Raw genomic sequence first — 19,749 nt, forward strand, 5'->3', positions numbered from 1 at the left:
CTAGACCCACTCGTAGGTGCGGTGGTAGCCCTCGGTGCCGCGGTACGCCAGCACCGGCTCCCGGCCGGGGCGGGCGTCGAGGAAGCGCCGGTAGCGCTCGACCTCGATCTTGCGGTTCTCGACCGGGACCAGGCAGCGGCTGTTCTCGGCGAGCAGCTCGGTGTACTCGGCGAAGCCCAGTTCGACCCGGGCGTCCAGCCGGCCCGCGATGTCCAGCTCGGCGAGCGCGGCGCGGGAGCCCTCGTCGATGAGGCCGCTGAAGAACTCGGAGGCGCAGCCCGAGCCGTACGAGAACAGGCCGACCCGGGCGGTGCCCCGGTACGGGGCGTTGTCGATGAGGCTGGCCAGGGCCAGGTAGACGGAGCCGGAGCAGAGGTTGCCGACCTGGCTGGGGTAGACCAGCGAGGGCGACACCCGGGCGGCGAAGTCCGCCTCGACGGCGTCGGGGGTGGCCCGGGCCTGTTCCCGCATGAGTTTGCGGTGTGCGGCCCTGACCAGCCCGGCGAACGGGGTGTGCAGGGCGAGTTGGTCGAAGGTGGTCCGCAGGTCGACCTCGGCGACCTTGCCGCAGTAGTCGGCGAAGCTGCGGGACAGGCAGTCCAGGTAGGCGAACAGCGAGCCGTCGACGTCGGCGATGTCGTGGTCCGGCATCGGCCGCGCGGAGTCCATGGTCTCGTAGGCGTGCGCGCCGAACGCGCCGAGGTCGAGGGCGAGGACCCGGGGATCGTCGCCGAGCAGCATGGCGGAGGCGCCGGTGCCGGTGGCGGGTTCGGCGTAGCCGGCCCGGGCGTCCACCATGGACACGTCGGTGGCGATCACCAGCGCCTTGGCGCCCGGGGAGACGCCGGAGGCCAGGTAGCCGGCGGCGATCTGCAGGGCGCCGGTGGCGGCGTAGCAGGCCTGCTTGACCTCCATCACCCGGCACGTGCGGCTCAGGCCCAGGAACTCGTGGACGTACGAGGCGATCGACTTGCTGTAGTCGACGCCGGACTCGCTGGAGGTGAGGATCAGCTCGATCCGCTCCTTGTCCTGCGGGGCGAGCCTGTCGACGATCGGGGCGGCCGCGTTGACGGCGTTGGTGATCGGGTCCTCGCAGGGCAGGGCGATCGAGCGGGCCCGCATCATCAGGTGGCCGATCCGCTCCCGGTCCAGGCCGCGGCCCTCGAACAGCTCGGCGGTGGACAGTCGGGCGAAGCCGGCGTGGACGTTCAGCGCCTCGATGCCGATCCGGACGGTCATCGCTGCTTCACCTCCACCAGGAAGTCGATCAGGGCGTCGATGTCGGGCACGGTGCTGAAGCCGGCCATCGGCTCGCGCACCCCGAGCGCGTCGATCAGCGCCATGATGATCTCCACCCGGTCCACCGAGTCCGCGCCGAGGTCCTTGAGGTGCTTGTCGCCGGTGATCTGCTCGGCGGGCACCTGGGGCAGGATGGCGGCGACGGTCTCGTGCACCAGGCGGGCCACTGCGGCGCGGTCGGTGTCACTGCGCTGCGGCATTCGAGCCCTCCAGTCGTACGTGCAGGGTGCAGACCGCCAGGCGGCGGCCGCTCGCGGCGTCCTCGACCACCGCGTTCCAGCGTTCCTCGGCCGGGTCGTCGCGGCGCCGCCAGGAGCGCAGCCGGATCCGCAGCACCGAGTCGGCGTCGGCGTTGCCGAGGTAGCAGAGCTGGTGGTCCAGCACCGTTCGGTCGAGGAATCTACGGTCGGCGCGTCCCTGGTTCCGCCACATTTTGAGCAGGGCGCCGTCGATGATGGAGAAGTACGAGGCGAAGTACAGGAGTCCGACGCCGTTGATGTCACGGGTGATGTCGATCGGGTACTCGACCTCGTCCGCGGCCACCACCTCCTCCCACTCCGGGTCCCGCGGGTCGTGGAAGGTCTGCCGGGCCCGGGCCGCCCCGTACGCGGCCCGCGGCGAGTGGGCGGCGGGCAGCTGCGGCAGGTGGGCGTGCCGGAAGTCGGCCGGCGCGGAGCTGATCAGCCCCTCGTTGCTGTCGGCGTGACTACGGGTGACCCAGCGGTTGAAGTTCTGCACGTACAGGCAGTCGGGCTGCCGGGCCGCGAAGAACTCGTCCGGGTCCAGGCCCTGTTCGGGCTTCAGCTCGGCGCCCGGCGGCACCCGGCGGATCCGGTGCAGGGTCAGCACCGACTCGCTGCCGAAGCCGAACACCCGCGAGGTGGTCTCGATCCGGTCGCCGAAGGTCAGCGCGCCCGGGTGGAGCTGCCCGCCGGAGCGGACCCTGAAGTAGTAGAAGGAGAGGTAGGTGGGCCGGCCCCGGTCGTCGACCGCGTCGAACGCGTCGGTGCCGCAGACCTCGCTGACGGTCTCCCAGGTCCAGTCGCCCACCTGGCCGACGAACAGCGAGTTGTGCCCGCACATCCCGGGCTTGACGGTGACCAGCCGGCCGACCGAGCCGTCGGGGGCGCGCCACACCTCCGGCCGCAGCAGCGGGTTCTCGGTCCTGGGCATCACTGCGGCCCTCCATCGTGGTCGGTGTCGTGCCGGGTGTCGTGCCGGGTGTCGTGCTCGGCGAGGAACGCGGTGAGAACGGAGTTGAAGACGTCCGGCCGGGTGAGCGCCGGGAAGTGGCCGGCCCCGTCGATCTCCGCGTACCGGGAGTCGGGGATCGCGCCGTGCAGCAGGTGCGCCGTCTTCTGCGGGATCACCGAGTCGTAGCGGCCCTGGACGACCAGGGTCGGCACCGCGATCCGGGGCAGCCGGGACAGCAGGTCCGGTTCGGTGGCGAACACGTCCAGGTAGCGCAGACCGGTCTGCGGGTCCATGCTCTCGGAACGCAGCAGCACCGTCTCCAGCTGTCGGCGCCGCTGCTCGTCGGGGGCCTGCGCGCCGCCGGCGGCGATCTTGTCGAAGTCCTCCTGCAGCACCACGTCCAGGCGGTTGACCTCACCGACCCGGTTGGCGCACTTGTAGGAGCTGCAGATCAGGGTCAGCGAGGCCACCTCGTCCGGGTGCTCCAGCGCGTAGGTCTGCGCGGTCAGACCGCCGAACGAGGCGCCGGCGAGGTGCACCGGCCCGGTCGCGCCGAGTTCGCGCAGTGCCGCCCGGTGCACCTCGGCGAGGCCGTGCAGGGTCAGGTCGGCGGAGGCGTCGGTGCGGCCGACGCCCGGGGCGTGCAGCACCACCACCCGGTAGCGGTCGGAGAGTCCGGCGAACTGGTGGCGGAACACGCCCGCCCCGATGTTGAACGGGTGGATGAACAGCAGCGTCGGCCCGGTGCCCGCCAGGAAGGCCTCCACCTCGCCGCCCTGCGGGACACGGACGATCCGGTGCTCCACCGGCGCGCCGAAGTCGGTCAGCACGCCCAGGTTGTCGTCCTTCGCGCGGACGCCCTCGCGCAGCGCCGTCCTGATGTCCTCCGGCACCACCGCCGCGGGGTGGAACACCGCCTGCGCGGGGGCCGCGGCCGGGTCGACCGGGATCAGCTCGACCGGCTCCGGTCCTGACCGGTACAGCCGGGCCAGCCGCTTGCCGATCTCCCGGATGTCCGAGGTCCCGGTGCCGACCGGGACCGCCAGCCGGATCAGCGGCGCCGCGCCGGCGCCGGTGGCCAGGTGCGGGCCGCCGCGGACGCCGGTGTGCTCGAAGATCCAGTCCAGGCAGGACGGCACCGGGTGCTCGAAGTCCGCGAACTGCTTCATCGCGGCGGTGTCCAGCAGCACGCAGTGCCCGGCCGCCGGACCGATCACGGGCAGGCCCGCCCGCGACAGCAGGTTCCACAGCATCTTCACCGCGGCCCGGCGCCGGCCCACCTGCTCGGCGACGCCGCCGGAGTCCGCGAGGGCCGCCGCGATCTGCCGCCGGCCCGCCAGGTTGACCTGGTGGCCGCGGGTCGACACCTGCTCCCGCAGCCGCTCGACCAGGCCCGGGCGGGAGGTGGCGACCAGACCGCCGAAGTCGATGCCGAAGTCCTTCGACAGGCCCATCGTCACCGCGTCCGCGACGGCCAGCAGGTCCGCGGTCACCTTCCAGATGCCCCGGCCCTGCTGGCCCTCCTCGTGCTCCACCACGAACGCCGCGTTCTCCAGCGCCCGGGTGGCGTCGAGCACCAGCGGGATCCCGGCGGCCACCGCGATCCGGCGCACCTCGCGCAGGTTCGCCAGCGAGACCGGGTAGCCGCCCTGGGCGTTGTCGCTGAGTTCCAGGCAGATCATGGACACCCCGTCCGGGCGCTCCGCCAGGATCCGCCGCAGGGCCGCCGGGTCGACGTCCCGGAACGGTCCGGTCCTGGTGACGGGCCGGCAGCCGGGCAGCTCGACCGGCTCGAAGCCGTTGTCGGCGAGGCTCATCAGCAGGGTCGGGAACAGCCCGTTGTGCACGACCGCCTGCCGGATCCCCGGCCACGAGCGGCACAGCAACGCCTCCGCGGTCCGCCCCGACGGGGTCGGCACCACGCACGCGAAGTCCAGCCACGGCACCCGGGGCAGGCCCTCCGCCCCGAGCTCCACGCCCGCCGCGGCCTCGGTCAGCCGGGCCGTCCGCTCGGTCACCGCCGGGGTGGCGAGCTCGGCCCACGAGTCGGTGATCAGGTCGAACCGCACCGCGGAGGTGGGCAGGGCGATCGGGTTGCGGCCGTATCCCGGGTCGCTGCCGGCCGGCTGCGGGGCGGCGGCCCGGGCGGGCACCCCCCGCTCCGGAGCGGGAGCCGCGGCCGGCCCGGGCGCGGCGGGCCGGACCGGGGCCTTCGGCTCGGGCTCAGGCTCGGGCTTCGACTCGGACTCGGGCTCGGGCTCGGGCTTCGACTCGGGCTCGGAGACGGTGTCGGAGTGGGAGCCGGACGTGGCCGGGGCGTCGTCGAGGGCCTCCGGCGCGGTGGTGTCCAGGTCCGGGTCGGCGATCATCAGGATCACGTCGGCGACCGCGCTGCGCCGCTCGTCGTCCGGCTGGCACAGGTAGATCGTCGAGTTGGCCGGGCGGAACTTGTTCTTGAACCGGAAGTTGCCCTCGTCGAAGATGCCGACCGACCGCAGCTCGGCCAGGCCGTCCTCCACCTCGGGCGAGGAGTTCGGGGACTCGCCCGCCCTGACGCCGAAGCTCGCGCCGAAGCTGAAGATCTCGACGCCCTCGGCCGCCAGCCTCTCGATGATCCGGACGATCGCGAACTCCAGGCCGCCGAGCGGCGCCTCCTTCGGGTAGAACTCCAGGTCCAGCAGCCAGCCGGACTCCGACGGGATCTTCGTCACGATGATCGCGCTGGCCAGCACGCCGTCCACCCGGGTGAGGAACATCCGGTGCCGCTCGGCGAGCTGCCCCCGGCCGATCTCCTCGCTGACCACCGCCACGTACGGGTTGACCATCTGCTTGGTCTCGCCCCAGCGGCTCATCATCGCCACGATCTCCTGGTCGACCGCGGGGTCGCTGCCCACCCGGTACTCCTCGGTGGCGCACTCCCCCGCCGCGGCGAACCGGTTCACCATGTAGCGCAGCCGGCGCATCCGGCTGCCCTCCGTGGTGAAGGTGCTCAGGTCGTCCAGCCGCTGCACCGCGCCGAACGGTGTGGCGCTGAACGGCCGGCCGGCCACCGACTCGATGTGCTCCACCGACAGGAAGTTGGGCTGCAGGCCGTGCCGGTCCGCGTAGGCGACGTACTGCTCGATCAGCTTCGGGAAGTACTCGCGCGAGCCGACGTAGCTCCACGCGAAGAGCACCCCGCCCTTCCGGGAGAAGTTGAAGTACCCCTCCCGTTCGGCCCCCAGGAACATCAGCGGCGCGATGTCACGGCCCGCCAGGCCGCCCTCCTTCGCCCACCGCGCGTCGACCTCCGCGACCACCGCCGCCAGCTCCGGAAGCCGCGGCAACCGCCGCTTGCGCAGCACCGTCCAGCCGCCGGACGGCTGCTCCGGCGGCACCGCGGCCTCCGTCGGGGCGGCGGCCTGCTCCGGCCCGGCCACCGCCGCCGACAGCGCCTCGCGCAGGCCGTCGGCCGTCGCCGGGCCGTACTCGGCGAGCAGGTGCCCGGTCAGGGCGGGCACCGTCGGGTGGTCGAACATGAGGGTCTTGCGCTGGGCGCCGAAACGCTTTTCCAGCGCGCTCACGGTGCGCAGCATGTCGAAGGACGTCAGGCCGTCGTCGGCGAACGTGACGCCCGGGGTCAGGGTGCGGTTCGAGATCGTCGAGATCAGGTCGGCGAGCAGCTCCTGCGGGTCCGGCGCGGACTCGGCGGGCGGCGCGACGACGGGGACGTGGAGGGGTTCAGGGACGGGCTCGGGCGCGGGTGCGGGCGCCGCTGCGGACGCGGGTGCGGGCGTGGGCGCGGGCGCCGCTGCGGACGCGGGTGCGGGCGTGGGCGCGGGCGCCGCTGCGGACGCGGGTGCGGGCGTGGGCGCGGGCGCCGCTGCGGGTGCGGGCGTGGGCGCGGCTGCCGGTGCTGCTGCGGGTAGGGGCGCGGGCGCCGGCACCGGTTGCCGTTCGGGTGCGGGCTGCTCCTCCATGGCGGCCACCACGGCGGCGGTCAGCTGCTCGACGTTGTCGTGGTCGTAGAGCTCGGACGCCTTGAGGTCCAGGCCGTAGCGCTCGTTGAGGCCGCGGACCAGTTCCATCCGGAAGATCGAGTCGAGGCCGAGGTCGACGAACGAACTGGTCGTCAGGATCGTCGCCGGGTCCAGGCCCAGGATCTCCGCCAGCCGCGAGTGGACCAGGCCGGCGACCTCCTCCCGGACCGCCGCCGACACCTGGACGGCCACAGGGTCCTGGGCCGGGGTGGGGGCGGCGGGAGCCGGGGCGGCGGCAGGGGTCGGGGCGGTGACGGAGGCCTTGTCCGGGGCGGGAGCCGCTGTCGAGGCCGCGGTCAGCTTGATCAGGCCGCCCTCGGTGCGGGCCGGGGTGACGCCGGGTGCCGGGAGCGGCAGGGCGGTGCGGGCCGGAACCTCGACGGTCGCCGGGGCCACCCGGGTCGCAGCGGTCACCGGGGCCACCGGAGTTCCGGCGGTCGCCGGGGACGCCGGGGGTTCGACGGTCGCCGGGGCCGCCGGAGCAGGGGTGGCGGTGCGGGGGGTGAACCAGTGGCGTACGGGGTCGAGGGGGAAGCCGGGGAGCGGGAGGCGTCGCGGGCGGGCGGCGGGCCAGTGGGACGCCCAGGCGGTCCGGCCGGTGTCGAGCCACTCGCGGGCGGCGGGGTCGGGGGGACAGTCGATCAGCTCGCCCCGTGCGACGGCGCCGAGTCGGGCCAGCAGCCGGTCGCGGTCGGCGGCCGCGAGGACCACGCGTTCGGCGTGGGCGTCGCGTCCGGTCTGCAGGGTCCAGGCGACCCGGGCGGGCTCGGCGTCGGGATCGGCCTCCAGGTGCCGGGCGAGTGCCGCGGCGTAGTCGCGCAGGGCGGCGGCGGTCGGCGCGGAGAGCGGGAACAGCGTGGCGACGGGCGGGAGTCCGGTGGGCGCCGGGGTCTCGTCGCGGTACTCCTCCAGCACCACGTGGGCGTTGGAGCCGCCGAAGCCGAAGGAACTGACGCCCGCCCGGCGGACGGTCCGGCCGGTGCCGTCGTCGACACCGTCCCAGTGCGCGGTGCGGTCGTTGACGTAGAAGGGGGTGCCGTCCAGGCGCAGGTACGGGTTGAGTTCGGTGAGGTGCAGGGTGGCGGGCAGTCGACGGTGCTTCAGGCTGAGCAGGGTCTTGAGCACTCCGGCGATGCCCGACGCGGCTTCCAGGTGGCCGATGTTGGTCTTCACCGCGCCGAGCGCGATGTGCGGGCGGTCGGCCGGCGGCAGGCCCGCTTCGGCGAACAGCTGGGCGAAGGCGCGCTTCAGGCCCTCGGTCTCCACCGGGTCGCCGAGCGAGGTGCCGGTGCCGTGCGTCTCGATGTGGCTGACGGTGTCCGGTGACAGTGCGGCCCGGTGGTACGCCTGGACCAGGACCTGGGCCTGGGCCTCGGGGTTGGGGGCGGTGAGCGAGGTGGAGCGGCCGCCGTGGTTGACGGCGGTGGCGCGGATCACGCCGTGGATGTGGTCGCCGTCGGCCTGTGCCCGGTCGAGCCGCTTGAGCACCACCGCGCCCGCGCCCTCGCCCCGTACGTAGCCGTCGGCGGCGGCGTCGAAGGTCTTGCACCGGCCGTCGGGGCTGAGCATCCCGGACTTGGTGAACGCGGTGAACAGGCCGGGGCTGAGCGTCGCGTTGACGCCGCCGGCGATCGCGAGGTCGCAGTCGCCGTCCAGGATCGCCCGGGTGGCCCGGTGGATCGCCACCAGCGCGCTCGAGCACGCGGTGTCCACCGCCTCGCTGGGACCGCGCAGGTCGAGCAGCCGGGAGATCCGGTTGGCGAGGACCGCGTGCGACAGGCCGGTGGCGGTGTGCGCCTGGACCGCGACGCCGTGGGTGCGCATCAGGTCGTCGTAGTCGGTCGTGGAGACCCCGGCGAACAGGCCGGTGGCGCTGCCCGCGAGTTCGGACGGCGGGTAGCCCGCGTTCTCCACGGCGCGCCACACCACCTCGAGGAACAGCCGCTGCTGCGGGTCCATCAGGCCCGCCTCGGTGGCGGAGATCCCGAAGAAGGCGGCGTCGAAGTCGGCGATGTCCTCCAGGAACCCGCCGCGCAGCTCGCGGGTCTCCGGGTCCTGCCGCAGGTCGGTGCGGTCGGCGGGGACCGGGCCGACGAGGTGGTCCCCGGCGGCGAGGTGCCGCCAGAACTCGTCGAGGTCGGCCGAGCCGGGCAGCCGGCCGGCGATGCCGACGACCGCGATGGGCGCCGGACCGTACGGCTGCTCCGGCTCCGTCTCCGGCCCGGCGACGGCGACGGCGGCGTCGGCGGAGGCGGAGGCGACGGGCTGGGGCGTCGCCACTGCCGCAGGGGTGACCGGCTCCGGACCGACGACGGCGGCGGAGGCGACGGCGGCGGAGGCGGAGGCGACGGGCTGGGGCGTCGCCACCCCCGCGGGCGCGACCGGCTCCGGACCGACGGCACCAACCGGTGCGACCGGCGTCGGTCCGACGGCACCGGCCGGCGCGACCGGCTCCGTCGCCGGCTCGGTCACGGGAGCCGGCCTCCGGCCGGCCGTTCGGGATATCGCGTCCGCGTGGTGGGTCACCAGGTGGCGGGCGAAGTCGTCCAGGGTCGGGCACTCGAACAGGACGGTGGGCAGCAGGTCGAGGCCGTAGGTCTCGTTGACGTCGACCGAGAGCTGGGTGAGCGTGATCGAGTCGAAGCCGGAGTCCAGGAGCTCCGCGTCCATGTCGACCTCGTGGGCGTCGACCAGCAGGAAACCGGCGGCGATCCGGCGCAGTTCGGCCCGCACCGCGAGGTCCGGGTCGACCGCCGCGCGGACGGGCGCCGGGGCCGGAGCGGACACCCGCACGGGGGCGGGAGTGGGGGCCGGGTCCGGTGCGGGGGCGGCCTCGGGCGCCGCCGGGGCCGTGCCTTCGACGGCGACCAGCACCGGCTCCTCGCCGGCCAGGGCCTGGCAGAACACCCGCAGGCCGGTCTCGGTGGTCATCGGGAGCATGTCCCAGCGCTGGGCGTACAGCCGGAGGGTGGCGTCGTCGACGCGCATGCCGCCCTCCTCCCACAGCGGCCAGGCGATGGCGACGGTGCGTCCGTCGCGCAGGCCCCGCGCGCGCAGGCGTTCGCGGTTCTCGGCGAAGCCGTTCAGGTAGGCGTTGGCGTAGGCGTAGTCGACCTGGCCGAGGTTGCCGACCTCACCGGCCAGCGAGGAGAAGACGGCGAAGAAGTCGAGCGGCCGCTCGCCGATCGCGTCGTCGAGGTGGGCGACGGCGAGCTTCGGGGCCAGTACGGCCTCGACCTCGGCACGGTCCTTGCCGACGGCGCGGCCGTCGCGCACGACCCCGGCGGCGTGGATGACGCCGTGCAGCGCGCCGTAGAGGTCGATGGTCTCCTCGACCACCAGGCGGACCTGTTCGGGGTCGGTGACGTCGGCCCGCTCCCAGTGCACGGTGACGCCGCTGCCGGCGAGTCGGTCGAGGCGGTCGCGGGCGTCGCGGCCGGGTCCGTTGCGGGTGACCAGGACCAGGTTGAGCGGGCGGCCGTGGACGGCCATGAACTCGGCGACCCGGACGCCGAGGGCTCCGGCGCCGCCGGTGATCAGGTAGGTGCCGCCGGCGCGGAGCGCGAGGTCGGCGGGCTCGCCGCCGGTGGCCGGGGTGAACTCGGCGAGCCGGCGCAGCAGCCGGGCGCCGTCCCGGTAGCCGGACTGGGCCACCGGGTCGTCCCCGGCGGGGGCGGTGAGTTCGGCGAGGACCCGCCCGGCGGTGTCCCCGTCCGGGCCGACCGCGAGACAGCTGCCGGTGAAGCGGCTGTGCTCCATGGCGAGGCCGCGCAGTGCGGCGGCGACGGCGGTGTGCTCGGGCCGGGCGTCCTGCGGCGCTCCGGGGTGCGCGTAGACGGCGCGCAGCGGGGTGCCCGCGGGGGCGGTGGCCAGCAGGGCGGTGCAGGACCACAGCAGGGGGAGGAAACCGGTGTCCGGACCTGCCCCGGCGCCGGCGGCGACCACGACCGCGTCCGGCAGCGCGCCGGCCGCGGCGAGGCGGGCGGCGAGCCGCCGCAGGTCCTCGCGGTCGCCGGTGGCCACCGTGTACCGGTCCTCGCCGGTGGCGGCGAGGACGGCCCCTGGACGGGCCAGGACGGAGCGGGTGCCGAGCCCGTCGAGTCGGCGGGCGAGTTCGGTGCCGAGTTCGTCGTCCAGCGCGATGACCAGCACCGTCGACGGGAGCGGGGCGGCGGGGGCGGGCGGGGCGGGTTCCCAGACCGGGCGCAGGTAGCGGCAGACCGTCGCGGGCCCGGCCGGCGCGGCGGGCGCCGCGGGCGCGGGGAGCGGCGCGGCGGTGTGGTCGGGCAGCCAGTGGCGGCTGCGCTCGAACGGGTAGGGCGGCAGCTGGACCCGGCGCGGGTGCGGCGCGGTCCAGCAGTCCCGCCAGTCGACGGGTACTCCGGCCGTCCAGAGCCGGGCCAGCTTGGGGAGCCGCCGCTTGGCCAGGAAGGTGGCGACCAGGGCGGCCCCGTCCTCGTCGTCGAGCAGCGACCAGCCGCCGGAGTCGCCGCCGGCGCTGCCCACGACGACCCCGGCGTTTTCCACGCCACGGACGAAGTCGTCGAGCCGAACCGCGAGTTGGGAGGTGTCGGTGGCCAGCACCGCGAGCCGCTCGGCCATCTCGCGCCGCCCGACCTGGCTGGTGCGGGCCAGTGCGGCGAGCGGGAGTTCCGCGCCCTCGGGGGTGGCGAGCAGTTCGGCGACCCGCTCGGCGTAACGGACCAACTGGCCCCGGGTGCGCGCGCTCAGCAGGAACAGCTGCTCGCCGTCGGGCGGCCGGGGCGTCGCGGGGGCGGTGCGGGGGCGGTGCTCCTCCAGCACCACGTGGGCGTTCGCGCCGCCCGCGCCGAAGGCGCTGACGCCGGCCCGGCGCGGGGAGCCGTCGGCGGGCGCGGGCCAGTCGACGGTCTCGCGCGGCGGGTAGAACGGCGAACCGGAGAAGGCGATCCTCGGGTTGACGTTCTCCAGGTTGACGCACCGGGTGATCCTGCCGTGCCGGAGCTGGAGCACGGCCCGGGTGAGTCCGGCGATGCCGGCCGCGCCCTCCAGGTGGCCGATGGCGGCCTTGACGGAGGAGATGGCGCAGCGGAACTCGTCCGGGGACGCGCCCAGTTCCTCGAAGGCCCGGGTGAGACTGGCGATCTCGATCGGGTCGCCGAGGGCGGTGCCGGTGCCGTGCGCCTCCAGGCTGCCGATGGTGCGCGGGTCGACGCCGGAGCGGCGCACCGCCTCGGCGATCAGCGCGGTCTGCGCCTGCGGGTTGGGGACCGTGTAACCGCCGGTCTTGCCACCGGCGTTGACGGTGCTGCCCTTGATCACGGCGAGGATCTCGTCGCCGTCGCGCTCGGCGTCGGCGAGCGGCTTGAGCAGCACCGCGCCGACGCCCTCTCCGGGCACGAAGCCGTCGGCGCGCTCGTCGAAGACCTTGCAGGCGCCGTCCCCGGCCAGCATGTTGAGCGCGGACAGCGACACGTGGTGCGCGGGGTGCAGGATCAGGTTGACGCCGCCCGCGACGGCCATGCGGCACTCGCCGCGGCGCAGGCTCTCGACGGCGAGGTGGACGGCCGTCAGCGAGGAGGAGCAGGCGGAGTCGACGGCGAAGCTGGGGCCCTGGAAGTCGAAGTGGTAGGAGACCCTGTTGGCCACCGACCAGTACGCGGAGTGGGCGCCGGAGAGCTTGCCGTGCGCCCAGCCGGTGGCGGCGAGCCGTCCGTACGAGCCGTACATGACGCCGGCGAACACCCCGGTCATCGTCTCGTGGGTGGAGCTGCCGAGGTAACCGGCCCGGTCTAGCAGGTCCCAGCACGTCTCCAGGAACAGGCGCTCCTGCGGGTCGATGTCGGCGGCGTCGCGCGGCAGGATGCCGAAGAAGGCGGGGTCGAACTTGTCGATGTCGTCGAGGAATCCGCCCCACCGGCTGTAGCTGCGGTCGCTGCGGCCGCGCTTCGCGTCGAAGGTGGGCCGCCAGTCCCAGCGGTCGGCGGGCACCTCGGTGACGGCGTCGCGGCCGTCCTCCAGGTTGCGCCAGAAGGTCTCGACGTCCGGCGCGCCCGGGTAGCGCCCGCTGACCGCGATCACGGCGATGCCGGCGGGCTCGCCGTGCGCCACCGGGCCGGGCCGGGCCGGCTCCGCGACCGGCACGGGCGGCGTCACCTGCACGTCCGGGGCGAGCGGGGCGGGCTGCACGTCCGGAGCGGCCTGCACGACCGGGGCGACCGGGGCGACCGGGGCGGGCTGTGCCGGCGGGGCGGCCTCGACGGACGGCTCGACGGGTGGCGTGGCGGGTGGCGTGGCGGGCTGGAGCAGCGCGGTCAGCCGGTCGGCGCGGTCGGTGCGCAGGTGGTTGGCGAGCTGGTCGATGGTCAGGTGCTCGAACAGCAGGGTGGCGGGCAGCGCGCCGAGGTCCTGCTCCATCCGGTAGACGATGTTCTGGCCGACCAGCGAGTCGATCCCGTACGTCTCGAAGGTCGCGTGGTCGTCGAGTTCGGCGGCACGGAACTTCAGCACCTCGGCGAAGACCTGCCGTACGTAGCCGCGGACCTGGGCCGCGGTCGGTGCCGGTGTCTGCTCGGCTGTCACGTTCAACTCCCGTTCGCTCGTCACCAGGCACTGCTCGAGTTCGTCCTCGGGGGTGCCGGGGATGCCGCGCACCCCCGTCACCCGGAATCCCGCCTCGGTGAGGCAGGCCCGCCACTGGGCGGGGCCGAGCAGCGCCGAGTCCGGGAGGCGGCGCTGCGGGTCCTCGAACCGCCACCAGCCCTCGGTGAGGCCGAAGGTGAGGGTGACGAACTCGGAGGAGCCGGTCACCTCGTTCACGGCGAGCACGCCGCCGGGCCGCAGCAGGGCACGGACGTTGGCCAGGGTGCGGCCGATGTCCCGGGTGGCGTGCAGCACGTTGGTGGCCAGTACGACGTCGGCGCAGCCCGGCTCGAAGCCCTGGGCGGCGGGGTCCCGCTCGATGTCCAGCAGCTCGTAGCGCATGCCGGGCGCGCGGTGGGCGGCCTCGCCGTGGCGCAGGAAGGCCGGCGAGACGTCGGTGTAGCGGTACGCGGTCGGCACGCCGGCCGCGGCGCAGGCGGCCAGCACGTGGCGGGTGGCGGAGCCGGTCCCGGCGCCGATCTCGACGATCCGCAGCGGCCGCTCGCCGCCGGTGAGCCGCCGCGCGGAGCCGACCACCTCGGCGGCCATCAGCCGGTGGAAGTGCTCGGCGCCCGGCCCGTCGGCGTAGACCGGTTCGACGAGGGCGGCCGAGCCCTTGGGGAACAGCACCTCGGTGGCGGCGGTACGGCCGGACAGGATGCCGGGGAGGCCGGCCACGCAGACCCGGAGCAGCTTCAGGTGCGGCGCCATCGCGGGGTGGGCGGCGGCGAACTCGGCGACCGGCAGCCGCGCCGGGTCGAGCAGGGCACGCCGGAAGGTCAGCGTCCCGTCGCTGTCCAGGGTGGCGGCGCCGGCCCGTTCCAGCACCCGCAGCACCGCGCCCAGCACGGAGCGGTCGCGGCCGCCGGCGCCGAGCCGGCCGGCGAACTCGTCGAACGCCAAAGGTTTTTCCAGCGGGGGCAGTTCGGGCAGTGCGGCGAACTCGGCGCGGAGCAGGTCGGCGGCCACCACGTCGAGTGCGGCGAAGCCGGCCCGGGCCCGGGCCAGCGGGTCGCCGGCCTCGGCGCGGACGCCGAGCCGGGCCAGTCCGCGCGCGTCGGCCTTGACCACCACGGCCTGCGGCAGGCCGGCGGCCAGCACCCGGTCGAGCGCGGCGAGTCCTTCGGCGGGTTCGATCGAGCCGACGCCGAAGCCGGCCAGCCGTTCGCCGTAGCGCTCGTCGGCGACCACCCCGACACTGCCCCAGAAACCCCAGTTGAGCACCTGCACGGGGTAGCGGACCCGGGAGTCCAGCCACTGCGCGTAGGCGTCCTGGAAGGTGCTGGCGGCGGCGTACGCGGCCTGGCCCGCCGAGTCGGTGAAGGAGACCGCGGAGGAGAACACCGCCAGCAGGTCGAGCGGGTCCTCGCGCAGTGCCTCGGCGAGTGCGGCGGTGCCGGCCACCTTGGGCGCGAGCACCTCGCCGAAGGTCCCCGGGTCGGCGTGCAGCAGCGTCCGGTCCCGCAGGTCGAGGGCGGCGTGCACGGCGCCGTTCAGGGTGCCGAAGCGGGCCCGGGCGGCGGCCACCGCCCGGTCGAGCTGTGCCGGATCGGCGGCGTCGGCCCGCAGGTAGACGGCCTCGCCGCCGAGTTCGGCGATCTCCGCGAGCGCCGCGTCGATCGCCGGGTCCTGGGCGCGGCGGCCGATCAGCGCCAGCCGGGCCCGGTGGGTGCGGGCCAGGTGGCGGCCGAGGGTGCGGCCGAGGCCGCCCGCCCCGCCGAGGATCACGTACGCGCCGCCCTCGCGCCACGGCGGTTCGCCGCCGGCCGGCCGGGCGGCCACCAGGGCGCGCCGCAGGCGCCGCCCGTCGCGCAGCGCGATCAGCCGGTCGGCGGCGGGTTCGCGGGCGAGGAGTGCGGCCGACCGCTCGGGGGCGGCCGGTGCCGTCCCGGCGTCCACGCAGCCGACCGTCCAGCGCGGGTACTCGGCGGCCGCGGTGGCGCACAGGCCGAGCAGCCCGGCGGCGTGCGGCCGCAGCGGCTCGCCGCCGGTCACCGCGACCGCTCCGAACAGGACGGCGCGCACGCCGAGTCCGGTGTGCGCCGCGCCGAGGGCCAGCAGCCGCTGGACCAGCCGGAGCATCGCCGGCACGCTCCGGTCCCGCTCGGGCCGGTGGGCGGGCGCGGGGTCGGTGAGGAAGTAGACGAGGTCGGGGACCTCGGTCACCGCGTCGCTGTCGTCATAGCCCACCGTCCGTACGGTGCAATGCGCATGACGACGCGTCAGTGCGTCGGCGAGCGCACCGGCGGCCTCGGGGCGGCAGATCAGCACGGTGCCGCCGTCCGCGGCCTCCTCCGGGGCGGGGCCCGCGTCCTCCCAGACCGGCCGGAAGATCCCCGGGCCCCCGGCCTCGGGCACCACGGCGGCAGCGGCTGCCTCGCGGGGCACCGCGCGCAGCGAGACGCCGTCGAACCGGACGCACAGCACGCCGGATCCGTCGGTCAGCGACACGGTGAACCGGTCCTCGCCGGTGCGGCGGGCGTGCGAGTACCGGGCGAGTTCGGGCGAGCGCAGCACCGTCACCCGGTCCACGGCGAACGGCAGCAGCGCCTGCGGGCCGTCCGCGTCGAGCAGCGGGGCGAGCACCTGCAGCCCGGCGTCCAGCACGGCCGTCAGTCCCTGCCACCCGGCGGGCCCGTCGGCGGGACGCAGCGTGCCCAGCGTCTCGCCGCCGCCGACCCGCACCTGCTCGAGGCGGCGGAACGACGGCCCGTACGCCAGGCCCGCGGCCCGGAACGCCCCGTACAGCTCGTCGGCGTCCCGGACGCCCCGGCAGCGGTCGGCGGTCGACCCGATGTCGAGCGGCGGCTCGGCGGCGAACGCGGCCGCCTCCTCGGCGGTCAGCGCCGCGAACCCGCCGCGCACGTACGGGCCGCCGTCCCCGTCCTCCGTCTCCAGCCGGAGCGAGCGGCCCGCGGGCGTCTCCTCCCCCGCCAGCCGCAGCCGGCGCGGCTCCGACAGCTCGCACGGCCGCAGCCAGCGCACCGCGGACAGCCGGTACGGCAGCCCGGCGAGGCCGGCGGCCAGTGCGAGCGCCGCCGTGCCGGGCAGCAGGGGACGGCCCGCCACCCGGTGGTCGGTGGCGACGGGGTCCTCGGGGCGCACCACCGCCACGCCGCCGGGCGCACCGCCCGGGCCCGCGGACGGATCCGGCTCCTGGGCCGCCTGCCGCGTCGGAGCCGGGAGCCGGTGGTCGTCCGCCGCGCCGGGCACCACGTGATCGGCGGCGGACGGACCGGTGATCCAGTAGTGCTCCTGCGCGAAGGGGTACGTCGGCACCGTCACCCGCCGCCCGCCGGCCGTGAGCGCCGCCCAGTCGGGAGTGCCGCCCCGGACGTACGCGGCGGCCGCCCGCACCAGCGGGTCGTCCGAACCGGCGGCCTCGTCCAGGCCCGCGGAGTCCGCGAGGTAGCAGCCGGGGCCCTCCTGGCCGTCCGCCAGCTTCCTCAGTTGTTCGAGGAGTTCCTCGCGGTCTCCGGTGAGCAGCGCGGCGCGGACCGGCAGGTGGGTGCGTCCTCGTGCGCGGGTGTAGGCGATGTCGGCGGGTTCCAGCGCGGGGTCGCGCTCCAGCGCCTCCGCGAGGTCCGCGGCGACCCGGGTGAGCGTCTCGGGCGTCCGGGCCGACAGCGGGACCAGGCGGCGGGCCGCCTCCGGCCGGCGCTCCGGCGCGGGGCGGGCGGGCGGTTCGGCCAGCACCACGTGGCAGTTGGTGCCGCTGAAGCCGAAGCTGCTGACCGTGCCGACCCGGACGCCGTTCGCGCCCGGCTCCCACGGCGTCAGTTCGCGGACCACCCGCAGGCGGCCGCCCGACAGGTCGAGCTCGGGGTTGGCCTCGGCGAAGCCGGGCAGCGGGGGCAGGGCGCGGTGGCGCAGCGCGAGCACGACCTTGAGCAGTCCGGCGATGCCGGCGGCCGTGGTGGTGTGGCCGATGTTGGCCTTCACCGAGCCGAGGGCGGTGAAGCCCGGCCCGTCGGCGGCCCCCAGCACCTGGTTGAGGGCCTTGACCTCGATCGGGTCGCCTAGGTGGGTGGCGGTGCCGTGCGCCTCCACGTACCCGATGTCGCCGGCCTCCACGCCGGCCCTGCGGTGCACCGCGCGCAGCAGTTCGGCCTGCGAGGTGGCGCTCGGCGCGGTGATGCCGTTGGTGCGGCCGTCACCGTTGACGCCGCTGGCCCTGATCACCGCGTGGATGCGGTCGCCGTCGGCGAGCGCCGCCCCCAGGCTCTTCAGCACCACCGCGCCGACGCCCTCGCCGAGCACGATGCCGTCCGCCTCGGCGTCGAACGGGACGGACCGGCCGGTCGGCGAGAGCATCCCGACCCGGCTGCTCCACACCTGCATCTGCGGTGTCGTCATGACCGCCACGCCACCCGCGATCGCCAGGTCGCAGTCGCCGCCGCGGATCGCCTCGCAGGCCAGGTGGACGGCCGTCAGCGAGGAGGAGCACGCGGTGTCGACCGTCATCGTCGGGCCGCTCAGGTCGAGCAGGTACGCCACCCGGGCCGCCAGGATCGCCATGTTGTTGCCGAGGAACGCCTGCCCGGTGTCCGCCTGGCCGGCCGCCCGCAGCAGGTGGTAGTAGTCACCGCCGCTGGCCCCCACGTACACGCCGCACCGGCGCCGCTCCCCCGGGGCCGCGTGACCCGCGTCCTCCAGCGCCGTCCACGCCTGCTGCAGGAACTGGCGCTGCTGCGGGTCCATCGCCTCCGCCTCCATCGGAGACAGCTGGAAGAACCGCGGGTCGAAGCCGCCGAGGTCCGGCAGCAGCGCCGCCCACCTGCTGTACGAGCGGTCCGGGACGCGGCGGTCCGGGTCGAACCAGCGGTCGCCCCAACGGGACTCCGGCACCTCGGAGATGCTGGTCCGTCCGGCGGCCAGGTTCGCCCAGAACGCGTCCAGGTCCTCGGCGTCCGGGAAGCGGCCGGCCATACCGATGATCGCGATGCCGTCGGTGTCGTACGCCGGCCGCCGCGCCGGCTCCGCGGCCTCGCCCCGGGGCGCGAGCGGCGCGAGCTGAACGGACTGGGCGGGCTGCACGGGCTGGGGCGGTGCGGGCTGGACGGGAGTACCGCGCAGCGGCCGGAGGCTCACCTGTCCGGGGGCGGCAGGGGTGGCAGGGACGGCGGGGACGGCGGTAGCGACGGGCGCGGCTGGGGCAACGGGTGCGGCAGGGGCCGGCGGTGCGAGCTGCACGGGCGGTGCGGCGGGCGGTTGGGTCGCCGGCGGCGGCTCCGGCGCGGCAGGCACCGGCGCGGGGGCGGGCGCGGGCGCGGCAGACACCGGCGTGGGCACCGACGTGGGCGCTGGAGCGGGCGCGGGGGCAGGAGCGGGGGCGAGCGCCGAGCGGTGCAGCGCGCGGGCCTGCTCGGCGGTCTCCAGGACGTGCCCCGTCAGCCGGGCCACCGTGGGGTGGTCGTAGACGGCGACCGAGTCGACGTCCAGGCCGAAGCGCTGGTTGAGGCTCCGCACGATCTCCACCGCGCCGATCGAGTCCACGCCCAGCTCGCTGAAGCTGAGCCGGCGGTCGATCTCCTCCTCGGTGGCGTACACGATCGCGCAGAGCGCGTCGACCACCAGCCGCTCCACCTCCGACGGGTCGGGGAGCGCGGCCTCGGGGGCGTCGACGGGCCGCGGCACCGCCACCGGCACCTCGACGGGCGCGGCAGGCGTGACGGCCGGCGCCGCACCGGGCACGGCGGCCGGCGGTGCGAGCGGTACCTCGACCGGCGCGGCGGCGGTGGCCGGCGCGCCGTAGTCGCGGACCTTGCGGAAGTGCTCCTGGACCAGGTCCAACGACCCTCCGCCGAGCACCCGTTCGTGCATCCGGACCTCGCGCTCGACGACCTCCGGCAGCTGGGCGAGCAGCCGGCCGGCGAGTTCCGCCTTGACCTCGGCGACCGCCTCGGCGGGCTTGGCGGCGATCGAACGGGCCAGGTCGAGCGCGGTCGGCAGCACGTCCGCCGCCGGGACGACGGTCACCGGGGCGCCGCGGCGGGCGAGTTCCTCGCCGCGGTAGCTGCGGCCGGTGAGGAACATCTCGGTGGCCAGGGTGCGGCCGAATCGCTGCTCCAGCACCAGCGTGGCGCCCATGCCGGGCGTGAAGCCGTACTTGAGGAAGTTGGCCCCGTACGAGCCGTCGTCGGCGAGCACCACCAGGTCGGCGTAGAGGCCGAAGGCGAGGCCGCCGCCGGAGGCCTGGCCGCGCATCGCGGAGACCACGGGGCGGCGGCAGCGCAGCAGGCCCTCGTAGACGAACGGGGTGTCGGTGAACCGGGTGTGCTTCTCGGCCAGCTCCTCCAAGGCCTGCGGGGTCGCGCCGAGGTTGAAGACGGTCTCGGTGCCGGTGAGCACCACGGCGCGGACGTCCTCGCGGGTGTCGATCTCCGCGAAGGCGGCCTCCAGACCGTGCGTGAGTCCGGCCGTGAACATGTTGCGGTGCGCGTGGTCGTGCATGGTGACCAGCGCGATCCCGTGCTCCAGGAACCGGAGTCCGACCTCGTCACCGTGGTACGGCTCGACCGGCCGGGGGGCGGCCGGCGCGGCGGCCGGCGCGGCGGCCGCCACCGGTGCGGCGACGACGGGTTCGCCGTTGCGGCGCTGCCAGCCGCCCACCCAG

4 protein-coding genes (1 of these 4 cut by a window edge) are annotated in these 19,749 nt (G+C 75.5%); all 4 read right to left on the reverse strand.

The window, feature by feature from the left end; all coding sequences use genetic code 11:
• Tightly spaced (each overlapping or abutting the next), the 4 genes in view from ACF09K_RS30145 to ACF09K_RS30160 form a layout consistent with a single transcriptional unit that may run on beyond the window.
• Positions 1 to 1,239 (reverse strand): hydroxymethylglutaryl-CoA synthase family protein, encoded by a 1,239-nt coding sequence (locus ACF09K_RS30145; protein ID WP_392248481.1) that lies wholly within the window; start codon positions 1,237 to 1,239, stop codon positions 1 to 3.
• Positions 1,236 to 1,499: an acyl carrier protein gene (locus tag ACF09K_RS30150; RefSeq protein ID WP_391976592.1), complete on the reverse strand. Its 264-nt coding sequence runs from the start codon at positions 1,497 to 1,499 to the stop codon at positions 1,236 to 1,238. Before ACF09K_RS30150 ends, ACF09K_RS30145 begins: the two co-directional genes overlap by 4 nt.
• Positions 1,483 to 2,472 carry an LnmK family bifunctional acyltransferase/decarboxylase gene (locus ACF09K_RS30155; RefSeq protein WP_392248482.1) on the reverse strand — a complete coding sequence of 330 codons (990 nt, stop codon included), beginning with the start codon at positions 2,470 to 2,472 and terminating at the stop codon, positions 1,483 to 1,485. The genes ACF09K_RS30150 and ACF09K_RS30155 overlap by 17 nt, the downstream gene beginning before the upstream one ends.
• Positions 2,472 to 19,749, reverse strand: the 3' portion of a protein-coding gene (locus ACF09K_RS30160) for an SDR family NAD(P)-dependent oxidoreductase (RefSeq protein WP_392248483.1). The gene runs 4,820 nt beyond the window's last position; 17,278 of the gene's 22,098 nt are visible here — the last part of the coding sequence; its start codon lies off the right edge, out of view — the gene reads right to left on this strand; the stop codon is at positions 2,472 to 2,474. The genes ACF09K_RS30155 and ACF09K_RS30160 overlap by 1 nt, the downstream gene beginning before the upstream one ends.

The organism is Streptomyces sp. NPDC014882 (assembly GCF_043081325.1).
Taxonomy (GTDB): Bacteria; Actinomycetota; Actinomycetes; order Streptomycetales; family Streptomycetaceae; genus Streptomyces.